Origin of the sequence: Ideonella benzenivorans (genome assembly GCF_020387415.1) — a bacterium.
Lineage (GTDB): Bacteria > Pseudomonadota > Gammaproteobacteria > Burkholderiales > Burkholderiaceae_C > Ideonella > Ideonella benzenivorans.
Genome location: NZ_JAGWCB010000020.1, coordinates 74,295 through 100,890 on the forward strand (window position 1 = coordinate 74,295; position 26,596 = coordinate 100,890).

Annotated in this window: 26 protein-coding genes; 18 read left to right on the top strand and 8 right to left on the bottom strand. The window is 69.3% G+C overall.

Annotated elements, in window-relative coordinates:
* Positions 1-89 precede the first annotated feature (89 nt).
* Complete coding sequence (locus KGA65_RS19100; RefSeq protein WP_225864719.1) at positions 90-1,040, top strand: LysR family transcriptional regulator; 951 nt, start codon at positions 90-92, stop codon at positions 1,038-1,040.
* 16 nt (positions 1,041-1,056) lie between these two features.
* On the opposite strand, the gene KGA65_RS19105 is transcribed toward KGA65_RS19100, so the two are convergent.
* Positions 1,057-2,505 (bottom strand): sensor histidine kinase, encoded by a 1,449-nt coding sequence (locus tag KGA65_RS19105; protein ID WP_225864720.1) that lies wholly within the window; start codon positions 2,503-2,505, stop codon positions 1,057-1,059.
* Between the two features lie 5 nt (positions 2,506-2,510).
* Positions 2,511-3,185 carry a response regulator transcription factor gene (locus KGA65_RS19110; protein ID WP_225864721.1) on the bottom strand — a complete coding sequence of 225 codons (675 nt, stop codon included), beginning with the start codon at positions 3,183-3,185 and terminating at the stop codon, positions 2,511-2,513.
* Positions 3,186-3,380: 195 nt separating this feature from the next.
* On the opposite strand from KGA65_RS19110, the gene KGA65_RS19115 reads away from it, so the two are divergent.
* The 3 genes from KGA65_RS19115 to KGA65_RS19125 are packed head-to-tail and all read left to right on the top strand — an operon-like array spanning position 3,381 to position 6,084.
* Entirely contained in the window at positions 3,381-4,394 is a 1,014-nt protein-coding gene (locus tag KGA65_RS19115) for an ABC transporter substrate-binding protein (protein WP_225864722.1), read from the top strand.
* Positions 4,391-5,218 (top strand): ABC transporter ATP-binding protein, encoded by an 828-nt coding sequence (locus tag KGA65_RS19120; RefSeq protein ID WP_225864723.1) that lies wholly within the window; start codon positions 4,391-4,393, stop codon positions 5,216-5,218. The genes KGA65_RS19115 and KGA65_RS19120 overlap by 4 nt, the downstream gene beginning before the upstream one ends.
* A complete protein-coding gene (locus tag KGA65_RS19125; protein ID WP_225864724.1) occupies positions 5,215-6,084 on the top strand; it encodes an ABC transporter permease in 870 nt (289 codons plus the stop codon). Before KGA65_RS19120 ends, KGA65_RS19125 begins: the two co-directional genes overlap by 4 nt.
* A gap of 205 nt (positions 6,085-6,289) precedes the next feature.
* Here the strand turns inward: KGA65_RS19125 and KGA65_RS19130 are convergent, their stop codons facing one another.
* The 4 genes from KGA65_RS19130 to KGA65_RS19145 form a co-directional block, all read right to left on the bottom strand.
* Complete coding sequence (locus KGA65_RS19130; RefSeq protein WP_225864725.1) at positions 6,290-7,000, bottom strand: hypothetical protein; 711 nt, start codon at positions 6,998-7,000, stop codon at positions 6,290-6,292.
* Positions 7,001-7,101: 101 nt separating this feature from the next.
* Positions 7,102-7,539 carry a type II CBASS E2 protein gene (locus KGA65_RS21235; RefSeq protein WP_510594498.1) on the bottom strand — a complete coding sequence of 146 codons (438 nt, stop codon included), beginning with the start codon at positions 7,537-7,539 and terminating at the stop codon, positions 7,102-7,104.
* Positions 7,539-8,795, bottom strand: a complete 1,257-nt coding sequence (locus KGA65_RS19140) for a nucleotidyltransferase domain-containing protein (protein ID WP_225864727.1) — start codon at positions 8,793-8,795, stop codon at positions 7,539-7,541. The genes KGA65_RS21235 and KGA65_RS19140 overlap by 1 nt, the downstream gene beginning before the upstream one ends.
* A gap of 74 nt (positions 8,796-8,869) precedes the next feature.
* Complete coding sequence (locus KGA65_RS19145) at positions 8,870-9,997, bottom strand: SAVED domain-containing protein (RefSeq protein WP_225864728.1); 1,128 nt, start codon at positions 9,995-9,997, stop codon at positions 8,870-8,872.
* 258 nt (positions 9,998-10,255) lie between these two features.
* On the opposite strand from KGA65_RS19145, the gene KGA65_RS19150 reads away from it, so the two are divergent.
* The 5 genes from KGA65_RS19150 (at position 10,256) to KGA65_RS19170 (ending at position 13,182) form a co-directional block, all read left to right on the top strand.
* The gene (locus KGA65_RS19150) at positions 10,256-10,771 is read left to right on the top strand and encodes a hypothetical protein (protein ID WP_225864729.1); all 516 of its coding nucleotides are present in this window, start codon (positions 10,256-10,258) and stop codon (positions 10,769-10,771) included.
* Positions 10,768-11,175: a hypothetical protein gene (locus KGA65_RS19155; RefSeq protein ID WP_225864730.1), complete on the top strand. Its 408-nt coding sequence runs from the start codon at positions 10,768-10,770 to the stop codon at positions 11,173-11,175. The genes KGA65_RS19150 and KGA65_RS19155 overlap by 4 nt, the downstream gene beginning before the upstream one ends.
* Positions 11,176-11,270: 95 nt before the next feature.
* Positions 11,271-12,008, top strand: coding sequence for an ImmA/IrrE family metallo-endopeptidase (locus tag KGA65_RS19160; RefSeq protein ID WP_225865002.1), 738 nt, complete (start codon positions 11,271-11,273; stop codon positions 12,006-12,008).
* Positions 12,009-12,377: 369 nt separating this feature from the next.
* Entirely contained in the window at positions 12,378-12,794 is a 417-nt protein-coding gene (locus KGA65_RS19165; RefSeq protein ID WP_225864731.1) for a MerR family transcriptional regulator, read from the top strand.
* Positions 12,760-13,182, top strand: coding sequence for a carboxymuconolactone decarboxylase family protein (locus KGA65_RS19170; RefSeq protein WP_225864732.1), 423 nt, complete (start codon positions 12,760-12,762; stop codon positions 13,180-13,182). The genes KGA65_RS19165 and KGA65_RS19170 overlap by 35 nt, the downstream gene beginning before the upstream one ends.
* Here KGA65_RS19170 and KGA65_RS19175 read toward each other — a convergent pair.
* Positions 13,172-16,672, bottom strand: coding sequence for a PAS domain-containing hybrid sensor histidine kinase/response regulator (locus tag KGA65_RS19175; RefSeq protein ID WP_225864733.1), 3,501 nt, complete (start codon positions 16,670-16,672; stop codon positions 13,172-13,174). The two genes, KGA65_RS19170 and KGA65_RS19175, sit on opposite strands and share 11 nt — an antisense overlap.
* On the bottom strand, positions 16,669-17,508 hold the full coding sequence (locus KGA65_RS19180; protein WP_225864734.1) for a transporter substrate-binding domain-containing protein: 840 nt from the start codon (positions 17,506-17,508) through the stop codon (positions 16,669-16,671). Before KGA65_RS19180 ends, KGA65_RS19175 begins: the two co-directional genes overlap by 4 nt.
* 352 nt (positions 17,509-17,860) lie before the next feature.
* Here KGA65_RS19180 and KGA65_RS19185 point away from each other — a divergent pair, with 352 nt between their 5' ends.
* The 9 genes from KGA65_RS19185 to KGA65_RS19225 all read left to right on the top strand — a co-directional run bounded on the left by KGA65_RS19185 (position 17,861) and on the right by KGA65_RS19225 (position 26,596).
* On the top strand, positions 17,861-18,682 hold the full coding sequence (locus tag KGA65_RS19185; RefSeq protein WP_225864735.1) for a hypothetical protein: 822 nt from the start codon (positions 17,861-17,863) through the stop codon (positions 18,680-18,682).
* Positions 18,683-18,695: 13 nt separating this feature from the next.
* Positions 18,696-19,055 carry a hypothetical protein gene (locus tag KGA65_RS19190; protein ID WP_225864736.1) on the top strand — a complete coding sequence of 120 codons (360 nt, stop codon included), beginning with the start codon at positions 18,696-18,698 and terminating at the stop codon, positions 19,053-19,055.
* A gap of 25 nt (positions 19,056-19,080) precedes the next feature.
* A complete protein-coding gene (locus KGA65_RS21125; protein ID WP_310740992.1) occupies positions 19,081-19,593 on the top strand; it encodes a GNAT family N-acetyltransferase in 513 nt (170 codons plus the stop codon).
* Between the two features lie 113 nt (positions 19,594-19,706).
* Positions 19,707-21,146 (top strand): GGDEF domain-containing protein, encoded by a 1,440-nt coding sequence (locus KGA65_RS19200; RefSeq protein WP_225865004.1) that lies wholly within the window; start codon positions 19,707-19,709, stop codon positions 21,144-21,146.
* A gap of 93 nt (positions 21,147-21,239) precedes the next feature.
* Entirely contained in the window at positions 21,240-21,992 is a 753-nt protein-coding gene (locus tag KGA65_RS19205; RefSeq protein ID WP_225864737.1) for a YkgJ family cysteine cluster protein, read from the top strand.
* A 70-nt stretch (positions 21,993-22,062) separates the two neighbouring features.
* Entirely contained in the window at positions 22,063-22,377 is a 315-nt protein-coding gene (locus tag KGA65_RS19210; protein WP_225864738.1) for a 4a-hydroxytetrahydrobiopterin dehydratase, read from the top strand.
* Entirely contained in the window at positions 22,374-23,282 is a 909-nt protein-coding gene (gene phhA, locus KGA65_RS19215; RefSeq protein WP_225864739.1) for a phenylalanine 4-monooxygenase, read from the top strand. The genes KGA65_RS19210 and phhA overlap by 4 nt, the downstream gene beginning before the upstream one ends.
* Before the next feature lie 50 nt (positions 23,283-23,332).
* Positions 23,333-24,352 (top strand): CE1 family esterase, encoded by a 1,020-nt coding sequence (locus KGA65_RS19220; protein WP_225864740.1) that lies wholly within the window; start codon positions 23,333-23,335, stop codon positions 24,350-24,352.
* Positions 24,353-24,577: 225 nt separating this feature from the next.
* A complete protein-coding gene (locus KGA65_RS19225; protein ID WP_225864741.1) occupies positions 24,578-26,596 on the top strand; it encodes a TonB-dependent receptor plug domain-containing protein in 2,019 nt (672 codons plus the stop codon).

Here is a 26,596-nt window from a genome sequence, read left to right on the forward strand (position 1 = left end):
ACCACAAGCGGCGCGATGGGTTGAATTCTCTCGATGCATGAAAAATCGCGGTAGTGGGCTGAATTGCAGATTGGCTATACGCTTGACGTATGAAACAAGCCTCCCAAGGCGCCGACCGCCTGGACCTGCTGCAGACCTTCGTGCGCATCGTCGAGGCCGGCAGCCTCTCGGCCGCGGCCCAGCAGCTGGGCACCACCCAGCCCACCGTGAGCCGGCGGCTGCAGCAGCTTGAGCGCCAGCTGGGCCTGCGCCTGCTGCAGCGCTCCACCCATGCGATGAAGCTCACCGGCGACGGCGAGCGCTGCTTCGAGCATGCCAAGGGCCTGCTGGAGCGCTGGGACGCCACCCTGGCCGACCTGCGCGGCGTGCAGGACGCGCCGCGCGGCCATCTGCGGGTGCTGGTGCCGTCGGTGTTCGGCCAGCAGCAGCTGGTGCCGCCGCTGGTGGCCTTTTTGCAGCAGCACCCGGCCGTCTCGGTGGAGTGGCTGCTGCACGACCGCCTGCCGGACTTCATCGCCGAGGGCATCGACTGCGCGGTGCGCATTGGCGTGGTGGAGGACCCGGGCCTGGTGGCCATCCGCCTGGCCGAGCTGCCGCGCATCGTGGTGGCGGCGCCCGGGCTGTGGGGCGACGGCCCGTTGCCGCAGACGCCGGCCGAGCTGGCCCGCCTGCCCTGGCTGGCGCTGAACACTTTCTACCGCGACGAGGTGGAACTGATGCACGCCGGCCGGGGCCAGCCCGCGCGCTTCGCGATCCGTCCGCGCCTGTCCACCGACCACCTCTACGCCCTGTGCAATGCGGTGCGTGGCGGGCTGGGGGTGGGCATTGCGTCCACCTGGGCGGTGGCCGAGGACCTGACCGCCGGCCGCCTGGTGCAGCTGGCGCCGGACTGGACGGCGCCGGCGCTGCCCATCTCGCTGGTGCATCCGCCCGGGCGCTTCCCGCCGGCGCGGCTGCGGGCCTTCATCGCGCTGATGCGCGACTACCTGCCCCAGGTGCCCGGCGTGCGCCCGCCCAGCCGGCCGCCGCGGTCGGTCTGAACACGCCGCGCGGGGCTCAGACCCCGGTGGGTACCGCCGGGCAGGGCGCAAACCGCACCTGCGCGCGCAGCCCGCCGTCCGTGCCGGGCGGGCGGTTCAGCACCACCTCGGCGCCCCAGGCGGTGGCGATCTCGCGCACGATGGCCAGGCCCAGGCCGGTGCCCTCGGTGTCGCCGGCCAGGCGGTAGAAGCGCTCGAACACCCGCTCGCGCGCCTCCGGCGGGATGCCCGGTCCGTCGTCGTCCACCGTGAACAGACCCTGGTCACCCTCGCGGCCCACCGTGATGGTGACGTGGCCGCCCTCGGGGCTGTAGCGCAGCGCGTTGTCCACCAGGTTGGACAGCAGCGCATCCAGCAGGGCGGGCTGGGCCTGCACCGGCACCGGCAGCGATGGCGCCTCGAAACCCAGGTCGATCTGCCGGCGCTCGGCCAGCGCGGCCAGTTCCTCCACCACCCGCAGTGCGGCGGCGGCCAGGTCCACCGTCTCGCGCTGGGTGGCGGCGTCCTGGTGCTCCGCCTGGGCCAGCAGCAGCAGCTTGTTGGTCACCGCCACCAGGCGCCGGTTGCTGGCCTGCATCTCGCGCCACATCGCGTCCATGTCCTCGCGCAGCAGCTCGCCCGGGGCGCGGTGGGCACGGCGGTGGCGGGCATAGGCGATCTGCGAGGCCTGCATGGCCAGCGGCGTGCGCAGCTGGTGGGCGGCGTCGGCGATGAAGCGGCGCTGGGCCTTGATGTGGTGGCGGATCTGCCGCGCGAAGGCGTTGATGGTGTCGGCCACCGGCCGCAGCTCGCGGTGCAGGCGGCGCGCGTCGACCGCGATGTCGGCGCGCAGCGCGTCGCGCGTCTCCAGCTGGCGGGCCAGGCGCACCAGCGGCCGCAGCTCGCGCCGCAGGCCGAAGCTGACGAAGGCCGCGGCGGCCACCAGCGTCACCAGCAGAAAGGCCACCGTGGGCCACCACAAGCGCAGCGCCATGTGGTCGCGGCTGCGGGTGGTCTTGCCCACCGCGATGGTGATGGCCCGGCCGCTGCCACCTTCGTACATGGCGCGCTCGGTCACCACCGCGCGCAGGGTCTGGCCATCGAAGGACGCGTCGTACCACTGGGCCCGGTCGGTGCCCACCAGCCGCCGCGGTCGGGGCAGCGGAAAGCCCGGCGAGCCGGCCAGCAGATTGCCCTCGGCGTCGGTCACGCTGAGGTAGACGCGGTCGCGGTCGGCCGAGGCGAACAGGCTCAGCGCCGAGGGCGGCACGCTGGCGGCCACGTCGTTGTCCTCCCAGATCAGCCGGTCCGACAGCACCTTGGCCGAGGCCAGCAGGTCGTGGTCCTGCACATAGTCGGCCACCGTGGCCACGCCCAGCCAGGCCAGCCAGGCGCAGCCGGCCACGCACAGCGACAGCGGCAGCAGCAGCCAGGCCAGCAGGCGCAGCCGCAGGCTGGGCGCGCGCGGGACGGCCGGCGTGCCCATCGGGCTCACTCCTCCTCGCGCGGGCGCAGCAGGTAGCCCACGCCGCGCAGCGTGATGATGGCCGCCTGGCGGCCTTCGAGCCGGCGCCGCAGCCGGTGCACATAGAGGTCCACCGCGTCGGTGCCGGCCTCGTCCTCCTGCGCGAAGATGCTGTCGTGCAGGGCCTGCTTGCTGACGGTGCGGCCCAGCTGCAGCACCAGGGCCTCCAGCAGCGAGCGCTCGCGCGGCGGCAGGGCCAGGGCTTGGCCGGCCAGCGTGAACTGACGGGTGGGCAGGTCGTAGGCCAGGTCGCCGCAGACGATGTCGTTGGCCTTGCCCGGCACCAGGCGCCGCATCAGGGCCTTGATGCGGGCCACCAGCTCGGGCACCTCGATGGGCTTGACCAGGTAGTCGTCGGCACCGATCTCCAGGCAGATCACCTTCTGGTCCAGCGCGGCCGAGGCGGTCAGCACGATGACCGGCAGCGCACTCTGGCGCTCACGCAGCCGGCGCAGCACGCCCTTGCCGGACAGGCCCGGCAGGTTCAGGTCCAGGAGGGCCAGGTCGTAATGGTGGGCCTGCAGCAGCTGGTCGGCGGCCTGGCCGTCGGCCACGGTGTCGACGATGAAGTCCTGCTGGCGCAGCAGACTGGCCAGCCAGTGCGAGAGCTCGGTGTTGTCTTCGATCAGCAGCAGTTTCATGACCGCGCGCACGGTAGCAGGGGGCCGCCATGATGCCCGGCTTGCGCGTCAATTCCTTCGGGCTGTTGGGGGTTACGGGTTTCCCATGAGGGTTCGGCGCGCGCCATGAAACCTGGCCGAAAGACGGCCCTGCCTACAGTGGCCTCCAGGCACCCGGCACAGGGCGCCATCCGACACACCCTCTGGAGACATCTCATGCGCCTTCGTCCTGCCCGTTCCCTGTTGGCTGCCGCCGCCGTCGCGGCCTGCGCGCTCGCGCCGCTGGCCGGCGCCCGGGCCGCCGAGCCCATCACCATCATGGTGGGCGGCATCAACAAGATCATCTACCTGCCGGCCAAGCTGGCCGAGTCGCTGGGCTACTTCAAGGCCGAGGGCCTGACGGTGGAGCTGCAGTCGCAGCCCGCCGGCGTGGACGCCGAGAACCAGCTGATCGCCGGTGCGGTGCAGGCCGTGGTGGGTTTCTACGACCACACCATCGACCTGCAGAGCAAGGGCAAGGAGCTCGAAGCCATCGCCGTCTTCTGCAAGGTGCCCGGCGAGGTCGAGCTGGTCTCCACCAAGGCCGCGCCCAGCTTCAAGACCATGGCCGACGCCAAGGGCAAGACCCTGGGCGTGACCGGCCTGGGCTCCTCCACCGACTTCCTCACCCGCTACCTGGCCGACCGCCAGGGCGTGGCCTCCAAGGACTACACCCTGCTGCCCGTGGGCGCGGGCAACACCTTCATCGCCGCCATCAAGCAGGACCGCATCCAGGCCGGCATGACCACCGAGCCCACCGTCTCCGAACTGCTCAAGACCGGCGAGGCCAAGGTGCTGGTGGACCTGCGCACCGAAGAGGGCAGCAAGGCCGCGCTGGGCGGCCTCTACCCCGCGGCCAGCCTGTACGTGCAAAACGCCTGGGCCGACAGCCACAAGGCCGAGGCCACCAAGCTGGCGCGCGCCTTCGCCCGCACCATGGCCTGGATCCACACCCACAGCGCCGAGGACATCGCCGAGAAGATGCCCAAGGACTACTACGGCGCCGACAAGGCCCTGTACGTCACCGCGCTGAAGGCCTCGCTGCCGATGTACACCACCGACGCCCGCATGCCCGCCGGCGGCCCGGAGACGGTGCTGAAGGTGCTGGCCAGCTACAAGCCGCTGGTCAAGAGCAAGAACATCGACCTGTCCAAGACCTTCACCAACGCCTTCCTGGACGCCGCCAAATGAGCACCGCCACCCTTGAGCGCGCGGCCACCCCGGCCATCGCCGCCGGCAGCGCGCCGGCCATCGAGTTCCGCGGCGTCTCGCTGCGCTACATCTCGGCCGACGGCCATGCCACCGTGGCCCTGCGCGACTTTTCCATGGCGGTGGCCCGCGGCGAGTTCATCGCCATCGTCGGGCCCACCGGCTGCGGCAAGTCCACCACGCTGAACATGATCACCGGCCTGCTCAAGCCCACCGTGGGCGAGGTGCGCATCATGGGCCAGGCGGTGGGCGGCATCGACCCGCGCATCGGCTTCGTCTTCCAGGCCGACGCGGTCTTTCCCTGGCGCAATGTGCTGGACAACGTGGCCGCCGGCCCGCTGTTCCGCGGCGCCTCCAAGGACGAGGCCTACGCCCGCGCCCGGGACTGGATCGGCCGCGTGGGCCTGGGCAAGTTCGGCGGGCATTACCCGCACCAGCTTTCGGGCGGCATGCGCAAGCGCGTGGCGCTGGCGCAGACCTTCGTCAACCAACCCGAGATCCTGCTGATGGACGAGCCCTTCTCGGCCCTGGACATGCAGACCCGCACCCTGATGCAGGACGAGCTGCTGCAGCTCTGGTCGGCCAGCGGCAGCTCGGTGGTCTTCGTCACCCACGACCTGGAGGAGGCCATCGCCCTGGCCGACCGCGTCTTTGTGCTTTCGGCCCGCCCGGCCACGCTCAAGCGCGTCTACACGATCGACCTGCCGCGCCCGCGGGTCATGTCGCAGGTCCGCTACGACCCGCATTTCGTCGAACTGTCCAAGCGCATCTGGGACGACCTGCGCGAAGAGGTGGTGATCCAATGAATGCTGCAAGCCTCCTGACGGCCGCCCTGCCCGCGGCCCTGAGCGACGAGGCCCTGGCCCGTGAATCCGAGGCCGCGCAGGCCCGCATCCGCCAGCGCCGCTGGCTCATCATCGGCCTGCGCGTGGCGGTGCTGGTGGTGGTGCTGGGCGGCTGGGAAGTGGCCGCCCGCCTGAAGTGGATCGACCCCTTTTTCTATTCGATGCCCTCGATGATCTGGGACCAGATCGTCGAGTGGGTGCGCGACGGCACCTCGCAGGGCTCGCTGTGGCGCCAGGTGGCCGTCACGCTGGAAGAGACGGTGCTGGGCTTCCTGATCGGCTCGGTGGCCGGCGTGTTCTGCGGCATCCTGCTGGGTCGCAACAAGCTGCTGTCGGACATCTTCAGCCTCTACATCCAGATCGCCAACTCCATCCCCCGCGTGGTGCTGGGCTCGGTCTTCGTCATCGCCCTGGGCCTGGGCATGGCCTCCAAGGTGGCACTGGCGGTGGTGATGGTCTTCTTCGTCGTCTTCGGCAACGCCTTCCAGGGCGTGCGCGAGGCCGACAAGTACCTGATTGCCAATGCGCAGATCCTCGGGGCCTCGCCGCGCCAACTGACCACCGCGGTGGTCATCCCCTCGGCCATGTCCTGGATCCTGGCCAGCCTGCACACCAGCTTCGGCTTCGCTTTGGTGGGCGCGGTGGTGGGCGAGTTCCTGGGCGCCAAGGAAGGCATCGGCCTCTTGATCTCCACCGCCCAGGGCGCCTTCAACGCCAGCGGCGTGTTCGCCGCGATGATCGTGCTGGCGGTGGTGGCCCTGCTGGCGGACTTCCTGCTCACCTCGCTGGAGAAGCGCCTGCTCAAGTGGCGGCCGGCGGCGTTCTGAGGCGCCTGCGCTCGCGGTGACCAGGGGGCCTTCGGGCCCCTTTTTTAATGGCACAGGGTGTTATCTGGCTGATAAAAAACATTTGAAATCAACAAATTAAGTCGTTTCCGGACTGGCGTTGAATGAAAATTCGACTTGGGCGGCGGACGCGGCCGCCGAGAGAAGAAGCGCCTGTCCACTGAGGGGCAGGCGCCGTGAATCAACGCTAGGCTCGACGCTGACGTCGCCTTTGGTATTCGTCGTTCAGTCTCATCCAGTTCTGCTGGAACTTGTCTGCGGGCTGCGGCTTGTCTGACCAGAAGGCGGTCCAGCCGACACTCCGAAGCATGTCTACCAGTGCAGTGACTCGTGCAGGTGCCTGCCCGCCAAGCATGTACAGCTTTCGAAGCGTCTCCTCCCTTGGGGCACCGCGGCTGGGCGTACCGAACCGTACGAGGTGAATCTTCGCCGCGTCGGCAATCTGCTTCTTGCAGTTCTCTCGGATGATGACCCGATGCTGCTGGAACACGTCGACCGTGTGTTCCGGGGCCACGTGTGCCGGGAACGCTGCGTTTAACCTTGTCAGCAGGTCTTGCAGCCTGAACATCGGTCCGTTAACCGCGTTCGGCGGGATGTTCAGTTCGGCTCTGAACGCGCGCTCGTCGTCATGGTCAAGGACGATGGAAAATTCTCCGGGTTGACCGTCCGAACGAAGGTGTCTTCCGAGCAGGCGAAACTGCAGTGTCTGCTTCGTGCGAAGCAGCAGGATGAACAAGTCGGACTCGCTCCACTTCGGAGTTCCGTCCTTGTCAGAGGGTACGAAGACAAGGAATACAAACTGGCCAACACCATCTCTCAGTGGAAAGGCGATGGTTGGCATGCGCTGTGCCATCGCGGCACGGTAGAGGGGGCTCAGCCCTTGGAAGTTGAATCGCATGTATAAGATCCTTTCGAGGTTTCTGATGTTTTGGTATAGCCATTGAGGGGGCGCAAGGCGGGGCACAGCGGCTCAATCTCAGGACAACATTGCTCGCGCGGCTACTCCTCCGGATGACGCCCCCCGCCGCGCCACTCGCCGTCCACCAGCCACAGTTCGAAGAACCGTAGCCACTCGATGGTCCAGGCTACGAAGGTCTCCGCCAGCAGCATGTCCGGCGACCACTCGTTGTCGGCAGGGAAGTACAGGCAGAGGCGTGAGCTCTTGCCGTCATGCTGGTACACGTGCGGTAGCTTCTTCCCCTCGGCCAACTCGTGAAGGTTCGGAGACAGAACGAACACCTTGGGCGAGCTGCCGTCCTTCTTGAGCGTGATTCGGCACCTGTATACGCGCGCGCCCGGGAAGGGAGCGACTTCGAACTCGTACTCGAGTTGGCGACCGCCTGGTATCGAGGTGCGCGCTCCTGGTAGCCCAAGCGCCTGCAGGTGCATCGCCTGCAGCGCAAGCGACCTGTCCGTGGATGCCCCCCCGTACCTCATCAGTCGCCGAAGAAGGTGTGCGCGCGCGCAGCAATCGGCAAGACCGAAGCCACGCCAGCTGCTGCCGGAACGTAGATGCGGGTCATGCCATTGGCGCGCTCGCGTGCCGCACCAGCCGCGTACGAGTCCGTCAAGGCCTTGCTAGCCCGGGTCCCGAAGCTGTTCTGGACTGAGGTGGCGAGGGCATTTACGCCCGCGCCGTGCGGCAGGTACATCTCGGACAACCTGGCGACGTCTTGGGCGAACCGCGCCCGCCATTGACGGTAGGCGTCCTGGCGGTCACCCGAGTTCATACGGTCGGCAAGGTTTTCCTTGCGGTGCGTCGGGTTGCAGAGCACCCAGTGCTCGCGGCCATCACGGTATCCCACACTGACGTACTCCGGCATCTTCGCGAAGATGGCGAGCAGCAGGTGAACGGGGGATTGGAAGGCGGCGCCTGGCCGCACCAAGTCAGCGTAGGCCAACGCCACCTGCGTCGTGATGAAGGTGCTGGTCGGCGCGAGCTCCGGGTGCACGGCGAACAGGAGGTTCCTGTGAATCTTGAAGAGCTGGACATAGCGAGCCAGCGGTTTTGCCCATGCCGATGGACCCGGTAGCGGCAGCACGTCAGCTTTGACAAGTGCTTGGCGCGACTCCATCAACGAGAACCTCGGCAGGAGCGCTGCCGCGTCGTTGAAGAAGCGGACGTATCCGCGGGGGTTGGTCCCCAGGTGTTCCCCGCGCTCACGGTCCGGAACCAGACCCGCCACATCGCCGTAAGCCTCCAGATGGCTCGGCCAGTCGATGACCGGGGTCACGTCGGTATGCATGGCGTTCGCGTACTGGACTTGGGTGCACCGGCGCTTGGGCTCGACCTTGAGGTCGTGCCGCTCGGCGTACTCCCCCATCGCCTCGTCCAGCTGTTGGAGCAGGTGCACCGCGCTTTGCCGCTGCGCCGACGAGGTCAGCCGGGCGACCAGGTCAACGTCAAACTCGGCCTTGCCCTCAGGCTTGGTCGTCGTGCCGATGGCCATCGAGCCCTGGGGATGAACCTCGACGGTGAGCCCGCCAAAGAAGGGGTGCTCGCTCAGGAACTCGCCGATGGACTCGTAGCTGCTCTTCAGCCGCTCGCGCTCGGTATCGCTGAGGGAGTGCGCCTGGGTGATGGCGGCCAGCGCGCCGGATGCGCCGACGAGCGCATCTTCATTGCTGGGCAGGGGCATGGGAAAGTCGTGATGCACGTTAACCTCCTCTTCTAGCTCGGGGTTGGGCGTCACGCTCGACTTCCGGGCGCCCTGGGTAGTAAGACTCTCGAGCCGTCGAAGTTGGACATAGTCGTGGCGGCGTCGGGCTACTTCAGGCAGAGGGCATGAACCCAGGTCGGGGCCTGCCGGTCCCAGACGTGGACCTCTTCGAGCGTCTTTGGCAGGAGCAGCCTTCCCAGCTCGACGCTTGCGCACAGTGGCGTGGCCGGGAAGATGTGCACGACGCGAGCGCCGGCCGCGGTCAGAGCCACGAAGAACTCGTTGCAGCGAGCGCGAAACTCCTGAAGATGGGCCTGGGTCCGAATGATTCCCCGATTGGGCATAGCGGCCTCGAACCGCAGAACCGGCGCGCCGTCTGGTGGCAGCACCCCCGTCACCCGGCTCGACACACCTACCTCGACGGCAACGACACGCGGAAGTTGCGTCGGTACGGCAAACTGCCAGTTGGGCGCCGCGACATTTGTGCGTTTGTCCCAAAGCCAGCGCTCAACCGGCAGGTCCAGCACGCTGGCGTCCATCTTGTCGCCAAGCAACGCCCCGAGCTTCATGAGCAGGGGAATCGGTGCGAACGCGGCAATGGTCAGGTGGGATGGAGTGTGCCGAGCAGTCAGTTCTGGTCGAAGCCGCGTCTCGAAGATGCTCGTGAGCGTCGCCTCTGCCCGTGCCCAGAAGTCAGGTGACCCGTCTGTGATGTCGAAGTCGCTCCGGTCGATGTGAACATGCCTCCCGGACGGGAATCGCTTGTACTTCGAGTTTTCGATGATGGCGTGGTTGATGTCGCGGATGTCGATGACTGGCGTGTGGCTCGCAATCGGGAACGTCATCAGCACCGGCAGTGTCTGCTTGACGCCCGTGGACGAATAAATGAGCTCCACGCGAGCCTCGTGTTCCCGTTTCATCGCCAGCAAGTCAGCCTCGCTGTACGCATTGGCCTTACCGTGACGGTCGATGCGCTTGTGGCACCCGTAGCACATGAGCATCAGGTTTCGCTCGTCTTGCGCGAGCAGCTTCGAGCGAACCAAGTCGCCGCGCGGCGCGTCGGGGCTATCGCCCACGATGTGTGCGAACTCGCCGACGTACGCAGTGCGCTCCGTAAGGAAGTCCCGCGAGACCGGTTCGTTGCAGCCGCGGAACTCGCACCGCCCAGCGGCGGCAATCCAGAGGCTGTGCCGAACCGGCAGCGGGATAGGCAGTCGTTTGTGGTTCGTGGCCATAGGGGTCGTGGTCCGCTTTCGAGTTGTGGTTTGGCGCTGGTCAAGCGCGCCACCAGACCACTGACGAACCGGTGGCTGGGCGGTACAGTCAGTAAGACTCTCGGGAACGAGCGCCTGGACGCGTACAAAGAAATAAATTTCGAGCGTCCGACTGACTACACGCCGAGAGTCTTACGAGGAGGAAGGCAAGCAATGCGGACAAGGTCCGACAAACACGAGTACCTTAGTGGCGCAGAGGTGGAGGCAGCGTTGAACGCTATGCCTCCCGCCGACTGGGAGCGGGCGAAGAGCCTGGCTCGCGAGCGCGCGGTCGGCCTGACTGAGATGTCGAGCGACGACCTACTGCACAAGGTCGTCGAGAAACTGCTTGGGGAAGACCGAGGGTGGCGACGCGGCATGTCGGCGCTCGTCACGCTGGCCACGGCTATGGATGGCGTGGCCTTCAACGAGCGGAAGAAGGTCAAGAACGCACCAATCGACAGTAGACGGCAGACCACAACGCTGGACGAGGCAGCGGAAGACGACGAACCGCATCTCGATTACGCTGTCGAACTGAACACTCCCGAGGACTACGCTGCGGCGCAAGAACTCTTCGATGCACTCGAGGAACTCGTGGCCGGTGACCAAGAGCTCGAGGACCTGCTCACGGTACGCATGGAGGGTCTCAGCGGACCTAAAGCTGCTGCGGCTTTGGGCCTCGACCAGAAGCAGTTCGACGCGCTGCGCAAGAAGCTGGAACGCAAGCTTGCTTCCCTTCAACAAAAGGGGCAATGACCATGGGACAAAGTTCAAACAAGCATCCGACCGCGGCCTTTCTAGAGGCACAGTTCCATGACTTGGTGGCGACGCCTGATTCGGAAATCCTGGCTGGAACGACGGAAGACGAGGCGCGTGCATTCGGCCTTGCGTTGGTGCGCTCCGCGAAGGCGGCCGTCGCAAAGCGCAAGTTTGCTGCTGCCAAAGCAGCGCTCGCCCGCGGCGCTGAAGCTGGGGGAGCCGCTAAGCCGGTACTCGTTTCGGTCGCCGAAGCGCGTGCGTTCATCGCTGCAGCTGCGAACGACGTTAGGTTCACGCTTGCTGCTCGCGAGCTTGATGAGATGTCCGATGAGGACATCCTGCGTCTGTACGCAACCATGCAGCAGGTTCTGGCGGACGCGAAAGGCGAGAGCGAAAAGTGACCGAACCCGGGGAACTGGCTGAGGCCCTGGTCGAGGAGTGCGGTATCTCTGCGCCAGGGGAACTGGACGTGGAGGCGCTTGCGCTCATGCACGGTATGCGTGTACAGCGAGCGGAGTTGGACGGATGCGCGGCGACCCTGGTTGGGTACGGTGATAGTGCCATCGCCACGATTAGGCCTGCGCCGGCCGCGGGTCGAGACCGCTTCTCAATCGGTCACGAGTTTGGACATTGGATGCTGCACCGCGGGCAATCATTCCGTTGCCGAGCGGATGGCATGAATCAAAACCTGTCCTCTAACCGCCCCCTTGAGCGTGAGGCTGACACGTTCGCGGCCCACTTGCTCATGCCGCGTTCCCTGTTCAACCCGTGCGTCGCGTCACTCGGTCGGCCGGGCTTCCGACAGCTTGATGAGCTGCGTAAGGAGTTCGACACGAGCCTGATGGCCACCACGTTGCGGCTGGCAGGCATCAACACTCTCCCAGTTGTCGTAGCTTGCTTTGGCAAGAACGGGCGACGCTGGAAGATTTCGGCGCAGGACGTGCCAAAGCGATGGTGGCTGTGCGACGAGGTCGACCCCGACTCGTTCGCGTACGACGTGCTCTTCCAGGGCAAGACCACTGGTCAGGGGAAGCAACCTGCGGATACGTGGTTCACTAACGAGGACGCCGGTAGATTTGAGGTAACGGAGCACGCTGTACGCACTCGCAACGACGACGTGCTCGTGCTCATCTACCTAGAGGGCGAGGCGGCCTTTCACTCCAGGTTCGACCCGACTGTCGGCGCTCGCAAGTACACCGAGTACGGGTCGTATGTGCCTTCCCGCCGGAAGTGAACTTGGCGCTCTTCGGCCACGCGCGCCTGGCTTTGGCTCTCTTTTCTAGGCCGTTGCGTATTCGACGATGGCCCGATGGCCAGCCGCTGAGCCCGTCCGTCGACCGCTTGTGCGTACCTTGCTGTGCACTAGCCCGTTGAAGACACTCGTTCTCCCGTCGTCGTCGAGGCCACAGGTCGTCTCCCACGGCTTCCACCCGCTCTGCGTCCATAGCCAGCAAGTCAACAATTGACAGCTGGTCGACCTTCCACCGCCACAGGCCTGGCGAATTCGGCATCGTCTTGACGGCTAGATAACACCCGTGCCACGGCGACAGCGCACGACAAAGCGCTTGACCTGGAGCGCACTCCAACTTCCAGAATGCCTGCCATGGACTTGCTTCTCACCATCGCGCAGGTGGCCGCCCGCACCGGGCTGAGTGCCGACACGCTGCGCTACTACGAGCGCATCGGCCTGCTGGCGTCGGTGGCTCGCGCCGCCGGCGGCCAGCGCCGTTACCGCGCGGCCGACCTGGACTGGCTGGCCTTTGTGCAGCGCCTGCGCGCCACCGGCATGCCCATCCGCGACATGCTGCACTTCGCCGCCCTGCGCAGCCAGGGGGACGCCACCGCCGCCGCGCGCCGCGACCTGCTGCAGGCCCACCTGGCCGGCGTGCAGGCCCACATCCGAGATCTGCAGCAGGCCGCCCGGGCGCTGCAGACCAAGATCGCCCATTACGACACCCTGTGCCAACCCCCGGAAGGAGAACCCCATGCCGAACGTGAACACCCCCGTCGCGCCCGCTGAGGACAGCCGCTACGCGCGTGGCCTGGCCCGCCTGAAGGAGATCGATGGCGCGGCCGGCGAGGCCGTGGTGGCCAGCCTGGCCGACATCGCGCCGGATTTCGCCCGCCACCTGATCGAGTTTCCCTTCGGCGACATCTACAGCCGTCCGGGGCTGGACCTGCGGGCCCGCGAGATCGGCACGGTGGCGGCGCTGACCGCGATGGGCACGGCCGCGCCGCAGCTGGCGGTGCACATCCGCGCGGCGCTCAACGTGGGCGTGCGGCGCGAGGAGCTCGTCGAGCTCATCATGCAGATGGCCGTCTACGCCGGCTTCCCGGCGGCGCTCAACGGCCTGGCGGTGGCCCGCCAGGTCTTTGCCCAGGCCGAGGCCACCACCGTCATGACGTGACCGGCGGCGGCCCGGCGGGGACAGCCGGCAACCAGTGCTGCAGCCGGCGGTAGAGCTCGACCGGATCGACCGGCTTGCCCAGGTGGTCGTTCATGCCGGCGGCCAGGCAGCTCTGGCGGTCTTCCTCGAAGGCATTCGCCGTCATCGCGATGATGGGCAGTGCGTCGCCCAGCGCGGCGCGGATGCGCCGGGTGGCCTCCAGGCCATCCATCTCGGGCATCTGCATGTCCATCAGCACCAGGTCCGGCCGTTCCTGCAGGGCCCGCTGGACGGCCTGGTGGCCGGTGTCGGCCACGCTCACTGTCAGGCCCACGCTGTTCAGCAGTTCGAGGGCCACTTCCTGGTTGACCTCGTTGTCCTCGGCCAGCAGCACCCGGCGACCGACGGTCTGGCGGCGCAGCGCCTCGATCAGCACCGCCGGCGGCGGCGGGGCCGCATCCAGCGTGCGCCCGCCATGCTCGGGGGCCAGCGCCTGGGCCAGGCCGTCATGCAGGGTGGAGGGCGTGACCGGCTTGGGCAGCACCCGGGCCGTCAGGCCGGCCAAGGCCAGGGCAGCCCGTGCCTCGTCCTCGTCCAGCGCGGTGATGAGCAGGCAGGGCGGCAGCGGGCCTTCCCACTGACCCTGCAGGGTTTGCAGGGTCTGGATGCCGTCCAGGCCCGGCATCCCCCAGTCGACCAGCAGCACGTCGGGGGGGCGTTCCTGCTGCCGGGCCGCGAGCGCCTGCTGGATGCCCTCGCTCCCGCTGGCGGCGGTCTCGACCGCCAGGCCCAGCTGCTCCAGCTGGGTGCCCAGGGCCTGGCGGGCCTCTTCCAGGTCGTCGATCAGCAGCGCCCGCAGACGCTGGGCGGGCAGCTGGGGGGGCGGAGCGATCTGCCCGGACGAGCGCGCCAGCCAGGCGGTGAACCAGAAGGTACTGCCTTCGCCCGGCCGGCTCTGCAGGCCGGCGTCGCCACCCATCAGCCGGGCCAGGTGGCGGGTCAGGGCCAGGCCCAGGCCGGTGCCGCCGAAGCGGCGGGTGGTGGAGCTGTCGGCCTGCTCGAAGGCCTCGAACAGGTGCCGCTGCTGTTCCGGGCTGATGCCGATGCCGGTGTCGCTCACCGAGAAGCGCAGCAGCAGCCGGTCGGCCTGTTCCTCCAGCTTCTCGGCTCGCAGGCGCACCCAGCCGGCTTCGGTGAACTTCACCGCATTGGCCATCAGGTTGATCAGGGCCTGGGCCAGGTGCTTGGGGTCGCCGTGCAAGCGGGCGGGCAGGTGGTCGGTGTCGACGATCAGCTCCAGGTGCTTGGCCGCCGCGGCCTCACCGACCATGGCCACCACGCGCGCCATCAGCGCGTCGCGCCCGAAGTCGACCTGTTCCAGCAGCAGCTTGCCCGCCTCGATCTTGGACAGGTCCAGGATGTCGTTGATCACCTGCAGCAGGTGGCGGGCGGCCACGTCCACCCGGTGCAGGCGCTCGCGCTGCTCTTCGTCGCGCAGGTCGCGGGCGATCAGGTGGGTCAGGCCGATGATGGCGTTCATCGGCGTGCGGATCTCATGGCTCATGTTGGCCAGGAAGGCGCTCTTGGCCCGGGTGGCGGCCTCGGCCTGATCGGCACGCAGCGCCAGGGCCTGGTTGGCCCGGGCCAGCTCCTGTTCGGCCTGCTTGAGGGGGGTCACGTCGGTGATGACGACGATGAAGCCCTGGGTCTGCTCGCCGATGCGGTGCGGCACATAGCTGCCCAGGGTGTGCACCTCGGTGCCGTCGGGGCGGGTCAGGGTGCGTTCCAGGTCCTGCCGCTCGCCGTTCAGCGCCGCCTCCAGGTAGGGGCGGGTGCGCTCGTAGAAGGTGTCCCCCAGCACCTCGGTGACCGATTTGCCGATCAGCTCGGTCGCCGGCTTGCCGAACCAGTCCAGGTAGGCCTGGTTGGCGAAGCGGCAGCGCAGGCCCTGGTCCCAGTAGGCGATCATGCTCGGCACGTTGTCGGCCAGCCGGCGCAGGAACTTCTCGTTGCGGGCCAGGGCCTCGGCCAGGCTCTCGGCGCGCTGGCGGGCCAGGATCAGTTCGGTGATGTCGGTGGCCGACGAGATGAAGCCGGCCTCGGGCACCTCGGTGCGCCGATCGGGCACCCGGGTGACCAGAAAGTGCCCCCGGTGACCGTCGTGGCGGATCAGCTCGAATTCGTCTTGCACCGTCTCGCCAGCCAGCACACGCTCCAGCGATGGCTTGCGCTGCTGGTACGACGCCATTCCCAACACCTCGCCATAGCTGCGGCCGATCAGGGCATCCCGCGGCAGGCCGAACCAGTCGATGAAGGCCTGGTTGGCAAAGGCCAGCCGCAGGTCGCGCGTCCAGTAGGCCAGCAGCGAGGTCTGGTGGTCGCTCATCAGCTGGGCAAAGGACTGCAGGGCCAGCTTGGCCTGCAGGGCGGCAGAGAGCTCGGCCGTGCGCTGCGCGACCAGGGCCTCCAGATGGCCCCGGTGGGCCTGCAGTTCGATGGCCTGCTGGCGCAGTTCGGTGATGTCGGTGAACGAGATCACCGCCCCGTGGAGACGGTCCGCGCCGGGCTCGAACAGTGGTTCCACATTGACGCTGAGCCAGTGCAGCGGCTGCCCGGGCCGGCGGATGCCGACGATGCGGTCGCGCTGGGGCTGGCCCAGGCGCAGCGCATCGCTCAGCGGTCCGGTCTCGGGCGCCATGGGCTGGCCATCGGGTTGCAACACCTCGAAGCCCGGTTGGTCCAGGAAGCGACGGTCCGCGCTGGGTTCGGCGGCCGACCCCAGCAGGCGCACGGCAGCCGGGTTGCTGTCCAGCACCCGGCCCTGGGCGTCACAGACGAACACGCCCTCGGCCATGGCCGACAGCGTGGAGCGCATCTGGGCCTCGCTTTGCGTCAGGGCCAGGCCGGCCTCGCGCTGCCGGTGGTCCGAGCGCAGCGCGCCAAGGATCAGTCCGCCGAACAGCAGGGCGCCCAGGCCCAGGGTCAGCAGGCGCACCTGTTGCAGCTGCTGTTCCCGGGCCGTGCTCTGCTGTTCCACCCGGTTGGCCAGGGCGTCGAGCTGGCCAGCCAGTTCGTGCAGCAGGCGCCGGGCGTCCAGTTCCTGCTCCGGGCTGCCGGCACGGCCGTCCCGCCAGAGCTGTTCCAGCTGGTCCAGGGTCGTCAGCAGGGCCTGGGCCTGTTCCGGGCTGCTGTGCTGGGACAAGATGGCGCCCAGCTCGGTCCGGGTCTGGCGCAGCAGCACCCGTCCCTGGGAGCGCTGCCAGGGCGACGCCGGATCGCCGCCCAGGCGCAGGTGCATGGCACCCAGGTAGGCGTCCTGGGAGGACTGTTTGACCTGCCAGAGGATGGCGGCGGTCCGCGCCGCCTCCCGGCTGTGGACCCGGTCCACCACCGCCAGGGTCAGGGCCAGCGTCAGCGCACCCAGCAGCACGGCGAGCAGCCACAGCCGCGCCGTTCCGGGGGTGGGGGAGGGGCGTGGCGCGACCGGCCCGGGCATCACAGGCACATTCATGCGGCCGGGGGCCGGGCCGGCGGCAGATCATCCCGGCCCAGGCCCCAGCGGCTCAGCAGGGCCAGATGGGCCGGGCTGCCCAGGTAGCTGGCCAGTACCTGGTCGATGGCGGTGTCCAGGTCGGCCGCCCCCAGGGACAGGGCCAGTGCCACCTGCTGGATGGGCGTGTGCGGGCCGACCGCGGGCTGGGCCGTCAGGCGACCGGCCGAGGCGAGGGCCATCGCGCGCACCGTGGGCAGTGACAAGGCCAGGGCCCGGGCCTCGCCGCTGAGCACCGCGCCCAGGCCGCTCTGCGCGTCCGGCACGGTCAGCAGCCCGGCCGCCGGCACCTGGCGTTGCAGGAACCCCGCCTCCTCCACCGACCCCTGCAGCACCGCGACACGCCAGTCTGCACGGGGCTGCACCGCCTCGTAGGGTTGGTTCAGCGGCTGGTCGGCCCGGGTCAGCCAGCCGGGCCGCACCGCCAGGGTCGGCCGGCTGAAGCGCACCCGGCGGGCCCGCGCCGGCGTCACGAACAGGCCGGCGGCGATCAGGTCGAAACGGTCCCGCTCCAGATCCGGGATCAGCTGGTCGAAGGAGGTGAGGACCCACCGGGTGCCCAGCCCCAGCCGGGTGGCCACGGCCCGGGCCACGCCCGGTGATTCGCCGGTGGGCTGACCCTGGGGGTCGAGCAGGGCGTAGGGGGCCTCGATCGCATAGCCGATGCGCAGCGCGCCGGCCGCCCGGACGCGGGCCAGGCTGGGCGGGGGCTCGGCATGTTGCCACCAGAACGCGCCCAGCCCGCCTGCCAGCAGCACGGGCAGCCCCAGAATGGAACGTCGGTGGAAAGACCGCATGGTGATGGATGGCCCTGTGTCGGGAAGACCGGGAAGACCGGAAAGAGGGCCGCGACGGGCCGGCCACGCCCTCCGCACCCGTACTTGTCAAGTCTGCGGCCTGCCGGTGGCCGTGCCGAGGGGGGATGTCCTAAGGCGAGAGGATGTCGTGGTCCGAAGCGGCGCCTTCCTGGCGTCATCTGCAGGCCATCTGGCACGGTTTCTGCGCTGTTGCCCAGGCATCCCCGGTTCCGGCCTCAGGCCGGCCCGCCGGTGTGCGGAATGTGGCCAAGCCGACAAGAAGAAGACCCTGCCCACGTCACGCCCGCTTTCTCGTGCCCTGACAGACCGCGCCTGGCGCGACGAGCAAGCCATGACCTCTTCTTTCTGGCGCCTGGCCCTGGCCGCGGCGCACCGTGACACCCCCGCTCTGCCCCCCGAGGAACGCCCGGCCTGGGCCGCGGTGGCCGAAGCGCTGACCCAGCAGCCCCTGCCGCCGGGCGAGGCCTGGCTGCTGCTGGCCGAGGGCTTGATGGCGCCGCACCCCGGCCATTTCGTGCAGGCGCTGCGCGAGGGGGGCGTGCTGTCGCGCTGGCTGCCGGAGGTGGCGGCGCTGTTCGGCGTGCCCGAGCTGTGCGACCTGCCCACGCCGGTGGATGTGGGTGAGCACCTGCTGGCGCTGCTGGAGGAGACCGCCCGGGCCGATGCGCCGTTGCCGGTGCGGCTGGCGGCGCTCACCCACGCGCTGGGCAAGGCCGGCACGCCGCGCGAGATCTGGCCCAGCCACTACAAGCATGAGCAGCGGGCGCATGAGCTGCTGGCGCGGCTCTCGGTGCGTTTTGCCTGGCCGGTGGCCACGCTGGCGCTGTCGCGCGTTGCCATCGACGAGCTGGAGCGCGTGCACCGCGCCAGCGACCTGCGGGCCGGGGCGATCACCGCGCTGCTGGAGCGTCTGGACGCACCGGGCCAGCCCGAGCGCTTCGAGCAGCTGCTGCAGCTGTGCACCTGCGATTTCGCGGCCTATCCCGGCCACCGACCGGAGGACTACCCCAAGGCGCCCCGCCTGCGCCGCGCGTTGGCCGCCTACCTGGCCACGGCGGTCGACGGGTTGGACCCGGAGACCGCGCAGCAGCGCCGGGCCGAGGCCGTGCACCACGCGCTGCGCGGCCCGACCATGCTGCCGACCGCCCCCTGACCCAGGAGCCCCCATGTACGCCAAAGCCCTGTTCGACATCGTCCACACCCATGGCCAGCAGGCGCTCAAGCTGGTGGTCGCGCTGGAAGAGGGGGCCGAGGAGCTCTTCGCCAGCCCCAACACGCTGGCCGCGATCGAGGGCCATCTGCGACAGGTGGCCACCACGCTGGCCCACCTGCCGCCGGTGGTGATGCTGCGCCTGCCCCAGGTGGACTGGGCGGGCTGGTCTGCCCTGCTGCAGGCCTTGCAGCAGCCCACCCCGGACCGGCGCGAGATCGTCTGGTACGCCGTCTGCGGCCTGCTGCCGGCCACGCTGGTGCTGCTGGACCAGTTGCGGGACAAGGAGCCCGACTGGTTCGAGATCCAGTACTGAGCCGCGCCCGCGCCGAGCCAGGGCGATGGCGGACCTTCCGACGTTGGTGCCGGCGCGGCCCGCGCAGGCGGCTGACATCGCCGCCCTGGTTGCCACCGTGGTGCGGGCCGAGCCGGGACTGGACGCCGCGGCGCGCGCGCTGATGCTGCAGCATGCGCTGGACAACCTGGCCTGGTGGCAGACCCAGCCCGAACCCGAGCGCGCCGCCTGCCACCTGCTGGCGCTGGATCCGGCCGGCGCGCCGGTGGGCGTGGTGCTGGTGCGGGGGCACTGGGCCTTGTGCAGCCTGTTCGTCGCGCCGACCTGGCAGGGGCGGGGCCTGGGCCGGGCCCTGGTGCGGGCCGCCTGGTCGGCCTGCTGCGGCCGCACCGACCGGCCGCTGCTGCGGCTCAACGCGGCGCCTGCCGCCCAGGGCTTCTACCGGCGGCTGGGGTTTCGCGCGGTGCGCAGCCTGCAGGCGCTGCCGCCGGGCTTCGTGTCGATGGGGGTGCCGCTGACGGGGCCGCCGCCCGGGGCCGACGGGGTGGTGGCCACCTGAACGTGCGAGACTGTCGAACTGGCTTGCGCCGTGGGGCGCGGGCCGCTGTTTCTGGGCCTGCCGTGACTCCGACCGCTACGACCTCTGCCGTTCTCCCGTCCGAAGACGCCTTGATGTTCGACCTGGCGCCGGTGTCGCTCTGGCTGGAGGATTTCAGCGGGGTCGCGGCCTTGTTCGCGCAGTGGCGGGCCGAGGGTGTGAGCGACCTGCGCGCCTGGCTGCGCGCCGACCGCACGCGCGTGGCGGCCTGCACCCGGGCCATCCAGGTATTGCGGGTCAACCGCCGCACGCTGGAGCTGTTCGGCGCGGCCAGCCAGGCGGAGCTGCTGACCGGCCTGGGCCGCATCTTCCGCGATGACATGCTGGACCACCATGTCGAGGAGCTGGCCCAGCTCTGGTCCGGTGCGCTCAGCTACGCCAGCCAGACGGTCAACTACACGCTGGACGGTCGCCGGCTGGACGTGGCGCTGCAGGTGCGGGTGCTGCCCGGCCATGAGCAGGACTGGGGCCGGGTGCTGTTCTCGCTGGAGGACGTCACCGCGCGCGAGCAGGCCCGGCTGGCCCACCAGCGCAGCGAGCAGTACGCCCAGGGCCTGTTCGCGCATTCGCCTGTCTCGCTGTGGGTGGAGGACTTCAGCGCGGTCAAGCGGCTGATCGACGAAGTGCGCCGCCAGGGCATCACCGATTTCCGTGTCTTCACCGATGTGCACCCCGAGTTCGTCGAGCGCTGCATGGCCGAGATCCGGGTGGTCGACGTGAACCGCCAGACGCTGACCATGTTTCGCGCGCCGGACCCGACCACGCTGCTGCACCACCTGGGCGACATCTTCCGTGACGAGATGCGCCGCCCCTTCACCGAGCAGCTGATCGACCTGTGGGACGGCAAGCTCTACCAGCAGCGCGAGACCGTCAACTACGCGCTCGATGGCGAGATGCTGCATGTGCACCTGCAGTTCGCGGTGCTGCCTGGCCACGAGCACGACTGGTCGCTGGTGCAGGTCTCGCTGACCGACATCACCGCCCGCAAGAAGGCCGAGACCTACCTGGAGTTCCTGGGCAAGCACGACGCGCTGACCAAGTTGCGCAACCGCTCCTTCTTCGACGACGAGCTCAACCGGCTGGAGCGCAAGGCGGTGCAGCCGGTGGCGCTGCTCATCATCGACCTCAACGGCCTCAAGCAGGTCAACGACGAACAGGGCCACCGCGCCGGCGATGCGCTGCTGCGCCGGGTGGGCGAGGTGCTGGGCCAGGCCGTGGAGGCACCGGCCACCGCCTCGCGCATCGGCGGCGATGAATTCGCGTTGCTGCTGCCGGGGGCGGACCAGGCCGCGGCCGAGCAGCTGATCGGCCAGATCCAGGGCCTGGTGGAGATCAACAACCAGTACCACGCCGGGCTGCCGCTGCAGTTCTCGGTCGGGCTGGCCATCTCCCGCCCCGGCGAGCGGCTGGAGACCGCGCTGCACCGGGCCGACAAGCAGATGTATGCGCAAAAGCGCGTCTACTACACCAGCCTGCCCCACGACCGCCGCCGCGGCGACGAGGCCGCCGACTGAGAGCGCTCCGCGTCGGATTTGAGCCAGCTCAATGCCGACTGCCGCCACAGGCTCTTAGGCTGAGCCTTTTGCTGGCACGCCGGAGCGCACTCCATGGACACCTCCACCGCGGCCGCCTCGGGCGGGCCGCAGGATTTCTACCGGGCCTTGCACCAGGCCTTTGACGCCACGCTGGCCCGGCACCCGGGGCGGCCGGCGCTGCTGGATGCGCTCTTGGGCCAGGCCTTCGACAGCTTCCAGGGCAATGTCGCCATCCAGTGCGAGGACGAGCCGCCGCTGGCCTGCCACCGCGGCTGCGCCACCTGCTGCACGCTGCGGGTGACGGCGACCACGCCCGAGGTGCTGCTGGTTGCGCGCTTCCTGCGGGCGGTGCAGCCGGCCCTGCGGGCGCGCGGCATCGATCTGATCGGCCAGCTGCGGGCCGCCAATGCCGGCAGCCAGGGCTTGGGCGAGCAGGAGCGGGTGGGCCTGCGCCAAGTCTGTCCCTTCATCGCCCAAGGCGTCTGCGTCATCTACGCGGTGCGGCCGCTGGCCTGCCGGGGCCATGCCTCGCACGACGTGAAGGCCTGCGTGGCCGCGGCCCGCGGCGAGCGCGACGAGGTGCCCTACAGCGCCGGCCACCACCTGGTGCGCGCGCTGGTGCAGAACGCGATGCAGTCTGCGCTGCGCGACGCCGGCCTGGCCTGGGGTTCTGTCGAGTTCAACCAGGCCCTGCTGCTGGCGCTGGACCAGCCCGAGGCCGAGGCTCGCTGGCTGAGCGGCGAGGACGTGCTGGCCGCCGCCGCGGTGCACGAGGTGCCGGCCGACGAGATGGCGGCCGTGTTCGACCGCCTGCGCCCGCACTGAGGGCCGCACCGTCCGCGTCCCCCGGGTTCCCCCTGGGGTGCGGCCGGCGGGGCGCGGCCTAGCATGGGGCATGGACAAGCTCGACGCCTCTACCCTGCGCGCGGGCCTGGAAGCACTGCCCCAGTGGCAGCTGGACGACACGGGCACGGCCATCCGCCGCAGCCTGCGTTTCGCCGACTTCAGCCAGGCCTTCGGCTTCATGACCCAGGTGGCACTGCATGCCGAACGGCATGACCACCACCCGGAATGGTTCAACGTCTACAACCGTGTCGACGTGCGGCTCACCACCCACGACGCGGGCGGCCTGACCGACCGGGACCTGGCCCTGGCCCGGTACATCGATGCGGTGCATGCCGCGCTGACCGGCGGCGGGGGCCGGTCATGAAGCACAGCCCGCCCCATCTCGATCCGGGCGGGCCCGTGCTGCATGGCCTGGCCGCTGGCGCGGGGGGGCCGCCCGCCCGCGCCGACTGGACCATCCCGCAGGACTGGGCCAGCTACAGTCCGGCCGAGCACGCCACCTGGGCCACGCTGTTCGCGCGCCAGAGCCGGCTGTTGCCGGGCCGCGCCTGCGACGCCTTCCTGGCCGGCCTGCGGGCCTTGCCACTGTCGCCCGACCGCATCCCCGATTTCGACGCCCTCAGCGCGGTGCTGATGAAGACCACCGGCTGGCAGGTGGTGGCGGTGCCGGGGCTGGTGCCCGACGAGGTGTTTTTCGAGCACCTGGCTCACCGCCGCTTCCCGGCTGGCCAGTTCATCCGCCGGGCCGATCAGCTGGACTACCTGCAGGAGCCCGACGTCTTCCACGACGTGTTCGGCCATGTGCCGCTGCTGATGAACCCGGTGATGGCCGACTACCTGCAGGCCTACGGGGTGGGCGGGTTGCGGGCGCAGCGCCTGGGCATGCTGGCCGAGCTGGCGCGGGTCTACTGGTACACGGTGGAGTTCGGCCTGGTGATGCAGCCCGAGGGGCTGCGCCTCTACGGCGCCGGCATCGCCTCGTCCTTCAGCGAAAGCCGCTTCTGCCTGGAGGACGCCTCGCCGCACCGCCTGCGCTTCGATCTGGCGCGGGTGATGCGCACCCGCTACCACATCGACGACTTCCAGGCCTGCTACTTCGTGCTGCGTGACCTGGACGAGCTGCTGGCGCTGGCCCGGGTCGACTTCGGGCCGGTGTATGCCCAGGTCGCGGGGGGCGAGGTCCTGGAGCCCGGCGAGCTGTGCCCCGGCGACACGGTGCTGCAGCGGGGCACGGGCGCGTACCATCGCGACCGCCGCCCGTCGCATTGAGCGCCGCCCCGGGCGACGGCCGGTGGTTCCGGGCGGCGCGCGGAGTCTTCATGCAGCAAGGCAAATCGGTGGGCGCCAGCCGGCGCCGGTGGCAGCAGCGGGTGGGTGCCCTGGCCCTGGGCGCGTGCCTGGGGTGGACCGGGCTGGCGCAGGCAGCCGCCCCCCAGCCGCAGACCCTGGCACGTCCCGAAGGCCCGCGCCAGTACCTGCTGGCGCTGCCGGACCACGCGCCGGCCGGCCCGCGGCCGCTGGTCATCCTGCTGCACGGCCATGGCGGCTCGGCGGCCCAGGCGCTGGGGCAGGCCCGCACGGCGGCACCGCTGTCCGAGTGGCTGGCCATCGGCCAGCGCGAAGGCCTGCTGATCGCCGCGCCCGATGGGCTGTCCGGCAGCGATGGCCGCAGCGGCTGGAACGACTGCCGGCGCGACACCGCCACCAACCCCCGCTCGGACGACGTCGCCTTCCTGAGCGCCCTGATCGAGCGCGAGGTGGCCCAGCACCGGGCCGACCCGAACCGCATCTACCTGATGGGCATGTCCAACGGCGGGCTGATGGCCTTGCGCTATGCGATGGAGGCCGGCGACCGGCTGGCCGGCGTGGTGGCCGTCAGCGCGTCGATGGCCACCGACAGCCGCTGCCCGTCCATCAAGGCGCCGTTGTCGTTGCTGCTCATCGGCGGCACGGCCGACGGCACCATGCCCTGGGACGGCGGCCCGGTGGGCCGACGCCAGGAAGGGCGGCGCGGCCGCGTGATCGGGGCCGAGGCCACCGTGATGCGCTGGCGCGAGCGCGACGGTCTGTTCGGGGAGCCGCAGCGCAGTGAATCGGTGCCGCACCGGGATCCGGCCGACCCCACCCGGGCTCAGCGCACCGTCTGGGGCGCCAGGCCGGACGGGCTGCAGATCGAGCTGCTGCGCCTGGATGGCGCCGGCCATGTGGAGCCCAGCCTGCGCCACCGGGTCACGGCCGCCTATGCGGCGGTGGTCGGCCGACAGAACGGCGACATCGAAGTGGCCGAGGAGGCCTGGACCTTCCTGCGCGACAAGCGCCGCCAGGGCGCTGCGCACTGAGGCGACCCGCCGCACACCGCAGGCGCGGCGGGGCCCGCGACGGCGGGGATGTGTTGTGTACGCTATGTAGCAAACAATACAACGTGAATGGCGCCCGGTGCGTTGCTGGGCGGACTCAGAATCCGGGTGACCCGGTCTCGTCCCGGAGAGAAGATCGGACGCGTTGTATTGGTATGTATATTGCGGTGCCGGTTCGATCCAACGTCGTTTCAGGAAAGAACCACCATGCAGCACCGATGGGTTCCTTGCACCCTCGCCGGGTCGATCGCCCTGGCCTCTGCGTCGGCCGCCCAGGCCGATGACACGCCCACACCCGTCTTCACGCTGGGCCAGATCAGCGTGGTCGGCCAGACCCCGGAAGGCCCCGCGCTGGCCACCGACACGCTGGACGCCCAGCAACTGCAGGACTTCAGCAAGGACGGCCTGGCCGATGCACTGAACCTGGTGCCCGGCGTGGCCAGCACCGCCGGCTCGGGCCGGCGCAACGAGGCGCTGATCAGCGTGCGCGGCTTCGACCGCTGGCAGGTGCCGCTGCTGATGGATGGCATCCGTCTGTACCTGCCGGCCGACAACCGCATCGACTTCGACCGCTTCCTCACGCCGGACCTGGCCGAGATCCAGATCTCCAAGGGCTATGTCTCGGTGCTCAACGGGCCCGACGGCATGGGCGGCGCGATCAACCTGGTGACCCGCAAGCCGGTCAAGCCCTTCGAGGCGGAGGTGCGCAGCTCGCTGCTGCTGGGCGGCAATGGCCAGTACAACGGCAGCACGCTGTACGCCCATGTGGGCAGCCGTCAGGAGCGCTATTACCTGCAGGCCAGCGCCGAGCAGCGGGTGGTGGACCAATGGGCGCTGTCGCACAACTACGAGCCCACCGCCTACGAGGACGGTGGCGACCGCGACCACAGCCACAAGCGCGACTGGCGGGTCAACCTCAAGGCCGGCCTGACGCCCAATGCGGTGGACGAGTACTCGCTGAACTTCGTGACCCAGAGTGGCAAGAAGTCCCAGAGCGGCTCGACCGAGGCCGCGGACAGCCAGTGGTGGGACTGGCCCAAGTGGGACACCTGGAGCCTGTACGCCCTGACCCGCACCGAGCTGAGCCCCGGCTGGACGCTCAAGACCAAGCTCTACTACAACGCCTTCGTCAACGACCTGCTGGCCTACACCGTCAAGACCGGCGCCAAGAACTGGATCAGCCATTACGACGACAACGCCAAGGGCGCCAGCGCCGAGCTGGGCACCACCGTGCTGCCGCAGCAGACGCTCAAGGCCGCGCTGCATTGGCGGCGCGACGACCACACCGAGTGGCAGACCACCTATGCCACGGACTTCACCGAGCCCAAGCAGAACACGGTGGAGGACGTCTATTCCGTGGCGCTGGAGGACACCTGGCGCTTTGCGCCCGGCTGGCAGCTGGTGGGCGGCCTGAGCCGGGACCAGCGCAAGACACAAGAGGCGCAGGAATACGCCAGCGGCACCGGCCTGTTCGACCAGCCCACGGCCGACAGCCACGCCACCAATGGCCAGGCGGCCCTGCTGTGGCAGTACCGCGCCAGCGGCAAGCTGCACCTCTCGGCCTCGGACCGCACCCGCTTTCCGACCCTGTTCGAGCGCTTCTCCTCGCGCTTCGGCGGCGCCATCTCCAACCCGGGGCTGAAGCCCGAGCGGGCGCTCAACCTGGAGCTGGGCATCGAGGACGACCTGGCCCCGGGCTGGCATGGCTCGGCCACGCTGTTCCACAGCCAGGTCAAGGATGCCATCCAGTCGGTCAACATCCTCTACAACGGCAGCACCTACAGCCAGAGCCAGAACGTGGGCGAGGCCACCTACCGTGGCCTGGAGCTGGCGTTGGGCGTCACGCTCAGCCCCACCCTGGCCTGGGGCGGCAACTACAGCTATGTGGACGCGACGATCGACAACCCCAGCGACGCCACGGCCCGCCTGACCACCACCCCGCGCAACAAGGCCCTGCTGTGGGGCCGCTGGCAGCCCCTGCCCGAGCTGAGCGTGATGCCCAACCTCGAGTATTCCGGCGCCCGCTGGTCCAGCGCGGCCAGCGGCACGGGCTACACCAAGCTGGGCGCCTACCCGCTGTGGGGGCTGAAGGCCGCATTGCAGCTCACGCCCACGGTGGAGCTCTCGCTGGCCGCGCGCAACCTGCTGGACCGCAACTACGCGACCACCGCCGGTTATCCGCAGGAAGGTCGCAACTTCGTGGTCAGCGCCGTCGGGCGCTTCTGA

Bases quoted from the DNA above. Each gene is read 5' to 3' on its own strand.
- KGA65_RS19210 (WP_225864738.1), top strand. From the start codon at position 22,063: ATGGACAAGCTCGACGCCTCTACCCTGCGCGCGGGCCTGGAAGCACTG.
- KGA65_RS19155 (WP_225864730.1), top strand. From the start codon at position 10,768: ATGACCATGGGACAAAGTTCAAACAAGCATCCGACCGCGGCCTTTCTA.
- KGA65_RS19205 (WP_225864737.1), top strand. From the start codon at position 21,240: ATGGACACCTCCACCGCGGCCGCCTCGGGCGGGCCGCAGGATTTCTAC.
- KGA65_RS19170 (WP_225864732.1), top strand. From the start codon at position 12,760: ATGCCGAACGTGAACACCCCCGTCGCGCCCGCTGAGGACAGCCGCTAC.
- KGA65_RS19180 (WP_225864734.1), bottom strand. From the start codon at position 17,508: ATGCGGTCTTTCCACCGACGTTCCATTCTGGGGCTGCCCGTGCTGCTG.
- KGA65_RS19130 (WP_225864725.1), bottom strand. From the start codon at position 7,000: ATGCGATTCAACTTCCAAGGGCTGAGCCCCCTCTACCGTGCCGCGATG.
- KGA65_RS19100 (WP_225864719.1), top strand. From the start codon at position 90: ATGAAACAAGCCTCCCAAGGCGCCGACCGCCTGGACCTGCTGCAGACC.
- KGA65_RS19160 (WP_225865002.1), top strand. From the start codon at position 11,271: ATGCGTGTACAGCGAGCGGAGTTGGACGGATGCGCGGCGACCCTGGTT.
- KGA65_RS19125 (WP_225864724.1), top strand. From the start codon at position 5,215: ATGAATGCTGCAAGCCTCCTGACGGCCGCCCTGCCCGCGGCCCTGAGC.
- KGA65_RS19200 (WP_225865004.1), top strand. From the start codon at position 19,707: ATGTTCGACCTGGCGCCGGTGTCGCTCTGGCTGGAGGATTTCAGCGGG.
- KGA65_RS19190 (WP_225864736.1), top strand. From the start codon at position 18,696: ATGTACGCCAAAGCCCTGTTCGACATCGTCCACACCCATGGCCAGCAG.
- KGA65_RS19110 (WP_225864721.1), bottom strand. From the start codon at position 3,185: ATGAAACTGCTGCTGATCGAAGACAACACCGAGCTCTCGCACTGGCTG.
- KGA65_RS19150 (WP_225864729.1), top strand. From the start codon at position 10,256: ATGCCTCCCGCCGACTGGGAGCGGGCGAAGAGCCTGGCTCGCGAGCGC.
- KGA65_RS21235 (WP_510594498.1), bottom strand. From the start codon at position 7,539: ATGAGGTACGGGGGGGCATCCACGGACAGGTCGCTTGCGCTGCAGGCG.
- KGA65_RS19175 (WP_225864733.1), bottom strand. From the start codon at position 16,672: ATGAATGTGCCTGTGATGCCCGGGCCGGTCGCGCCACGCCCCTCCCCC.
- KGA65_RS19220 (WP_225864740.1), top strand. From the start codon at position 23,333: ATGCAGCAAGGCAAATCGGTGGGCGCCAGCCGGCGCCGGTGGCAGCAG.
- KGA65_RS19120 (WP_225864723.1), top strand. From the start codon at position 4,391: ATGAGCACCGCCACCCTTGAGCGCGCGGCCACCCCGGCCATCGCCGCC.
- KGA65_RS19105 (WP_225864720.1), bottom strand. From the start codon at position 2,505: ATGGGCACGCCGGCCGTCCCGCGCGCGCCCAGCCTGCGGCTGCGCCTG.
- KGA65_RS19165 (WP_225864731.1), top strand. From the start codon at position 12,378: ATGGACTTGCTTCTCACCATCGCGCAGGTGGCCGCCCGCACCGGGCTG.
- KGA65_RS21125 (WP_310740992.1), top strand. From the start codon at position 19,081: ATGGCGGACCTTCCGACGTTGGTGCCGGCGCGGCCCGCGCAGGCGGCT.
- KGA65_RS19225 (WP_225864741.1), top strand. From the start codon at position 24,578: ATGCAGCACCGATGGGTTCCTTGCACCCTCGCCGGGTCGATCGCCCTG.
- phhA (WP_225864739.1), top strand. From the start codon at position 22,374: ATGAAGCACAGCCCGCCCCATCTCGATCCGGGCGGGCCCGTGCTGCAT.
- KGA65_RS19145 (WP_225864728.1), bottom strand. From the start codon at position 9,997: ATGGCCACGAACCACAAACGACTGCCTATCCCGCTGCCGGTTCGGCAC.
- KGA65_RS19185 (WP_225864735.1), top strand. From the start codon at position 17,861: ATGACCTCTTCTTTCTGGCGCCTGGCCCTGGCCGCGGCGCACCGTGAC.
- KGA65_RS19115 (WP_225864722.1), top strand. From the start codon at position 3,381: ATGCGCCTTCGTCCTGCCCGTTCCCTGTTGGCTGCCGCCGCCGTCGCG.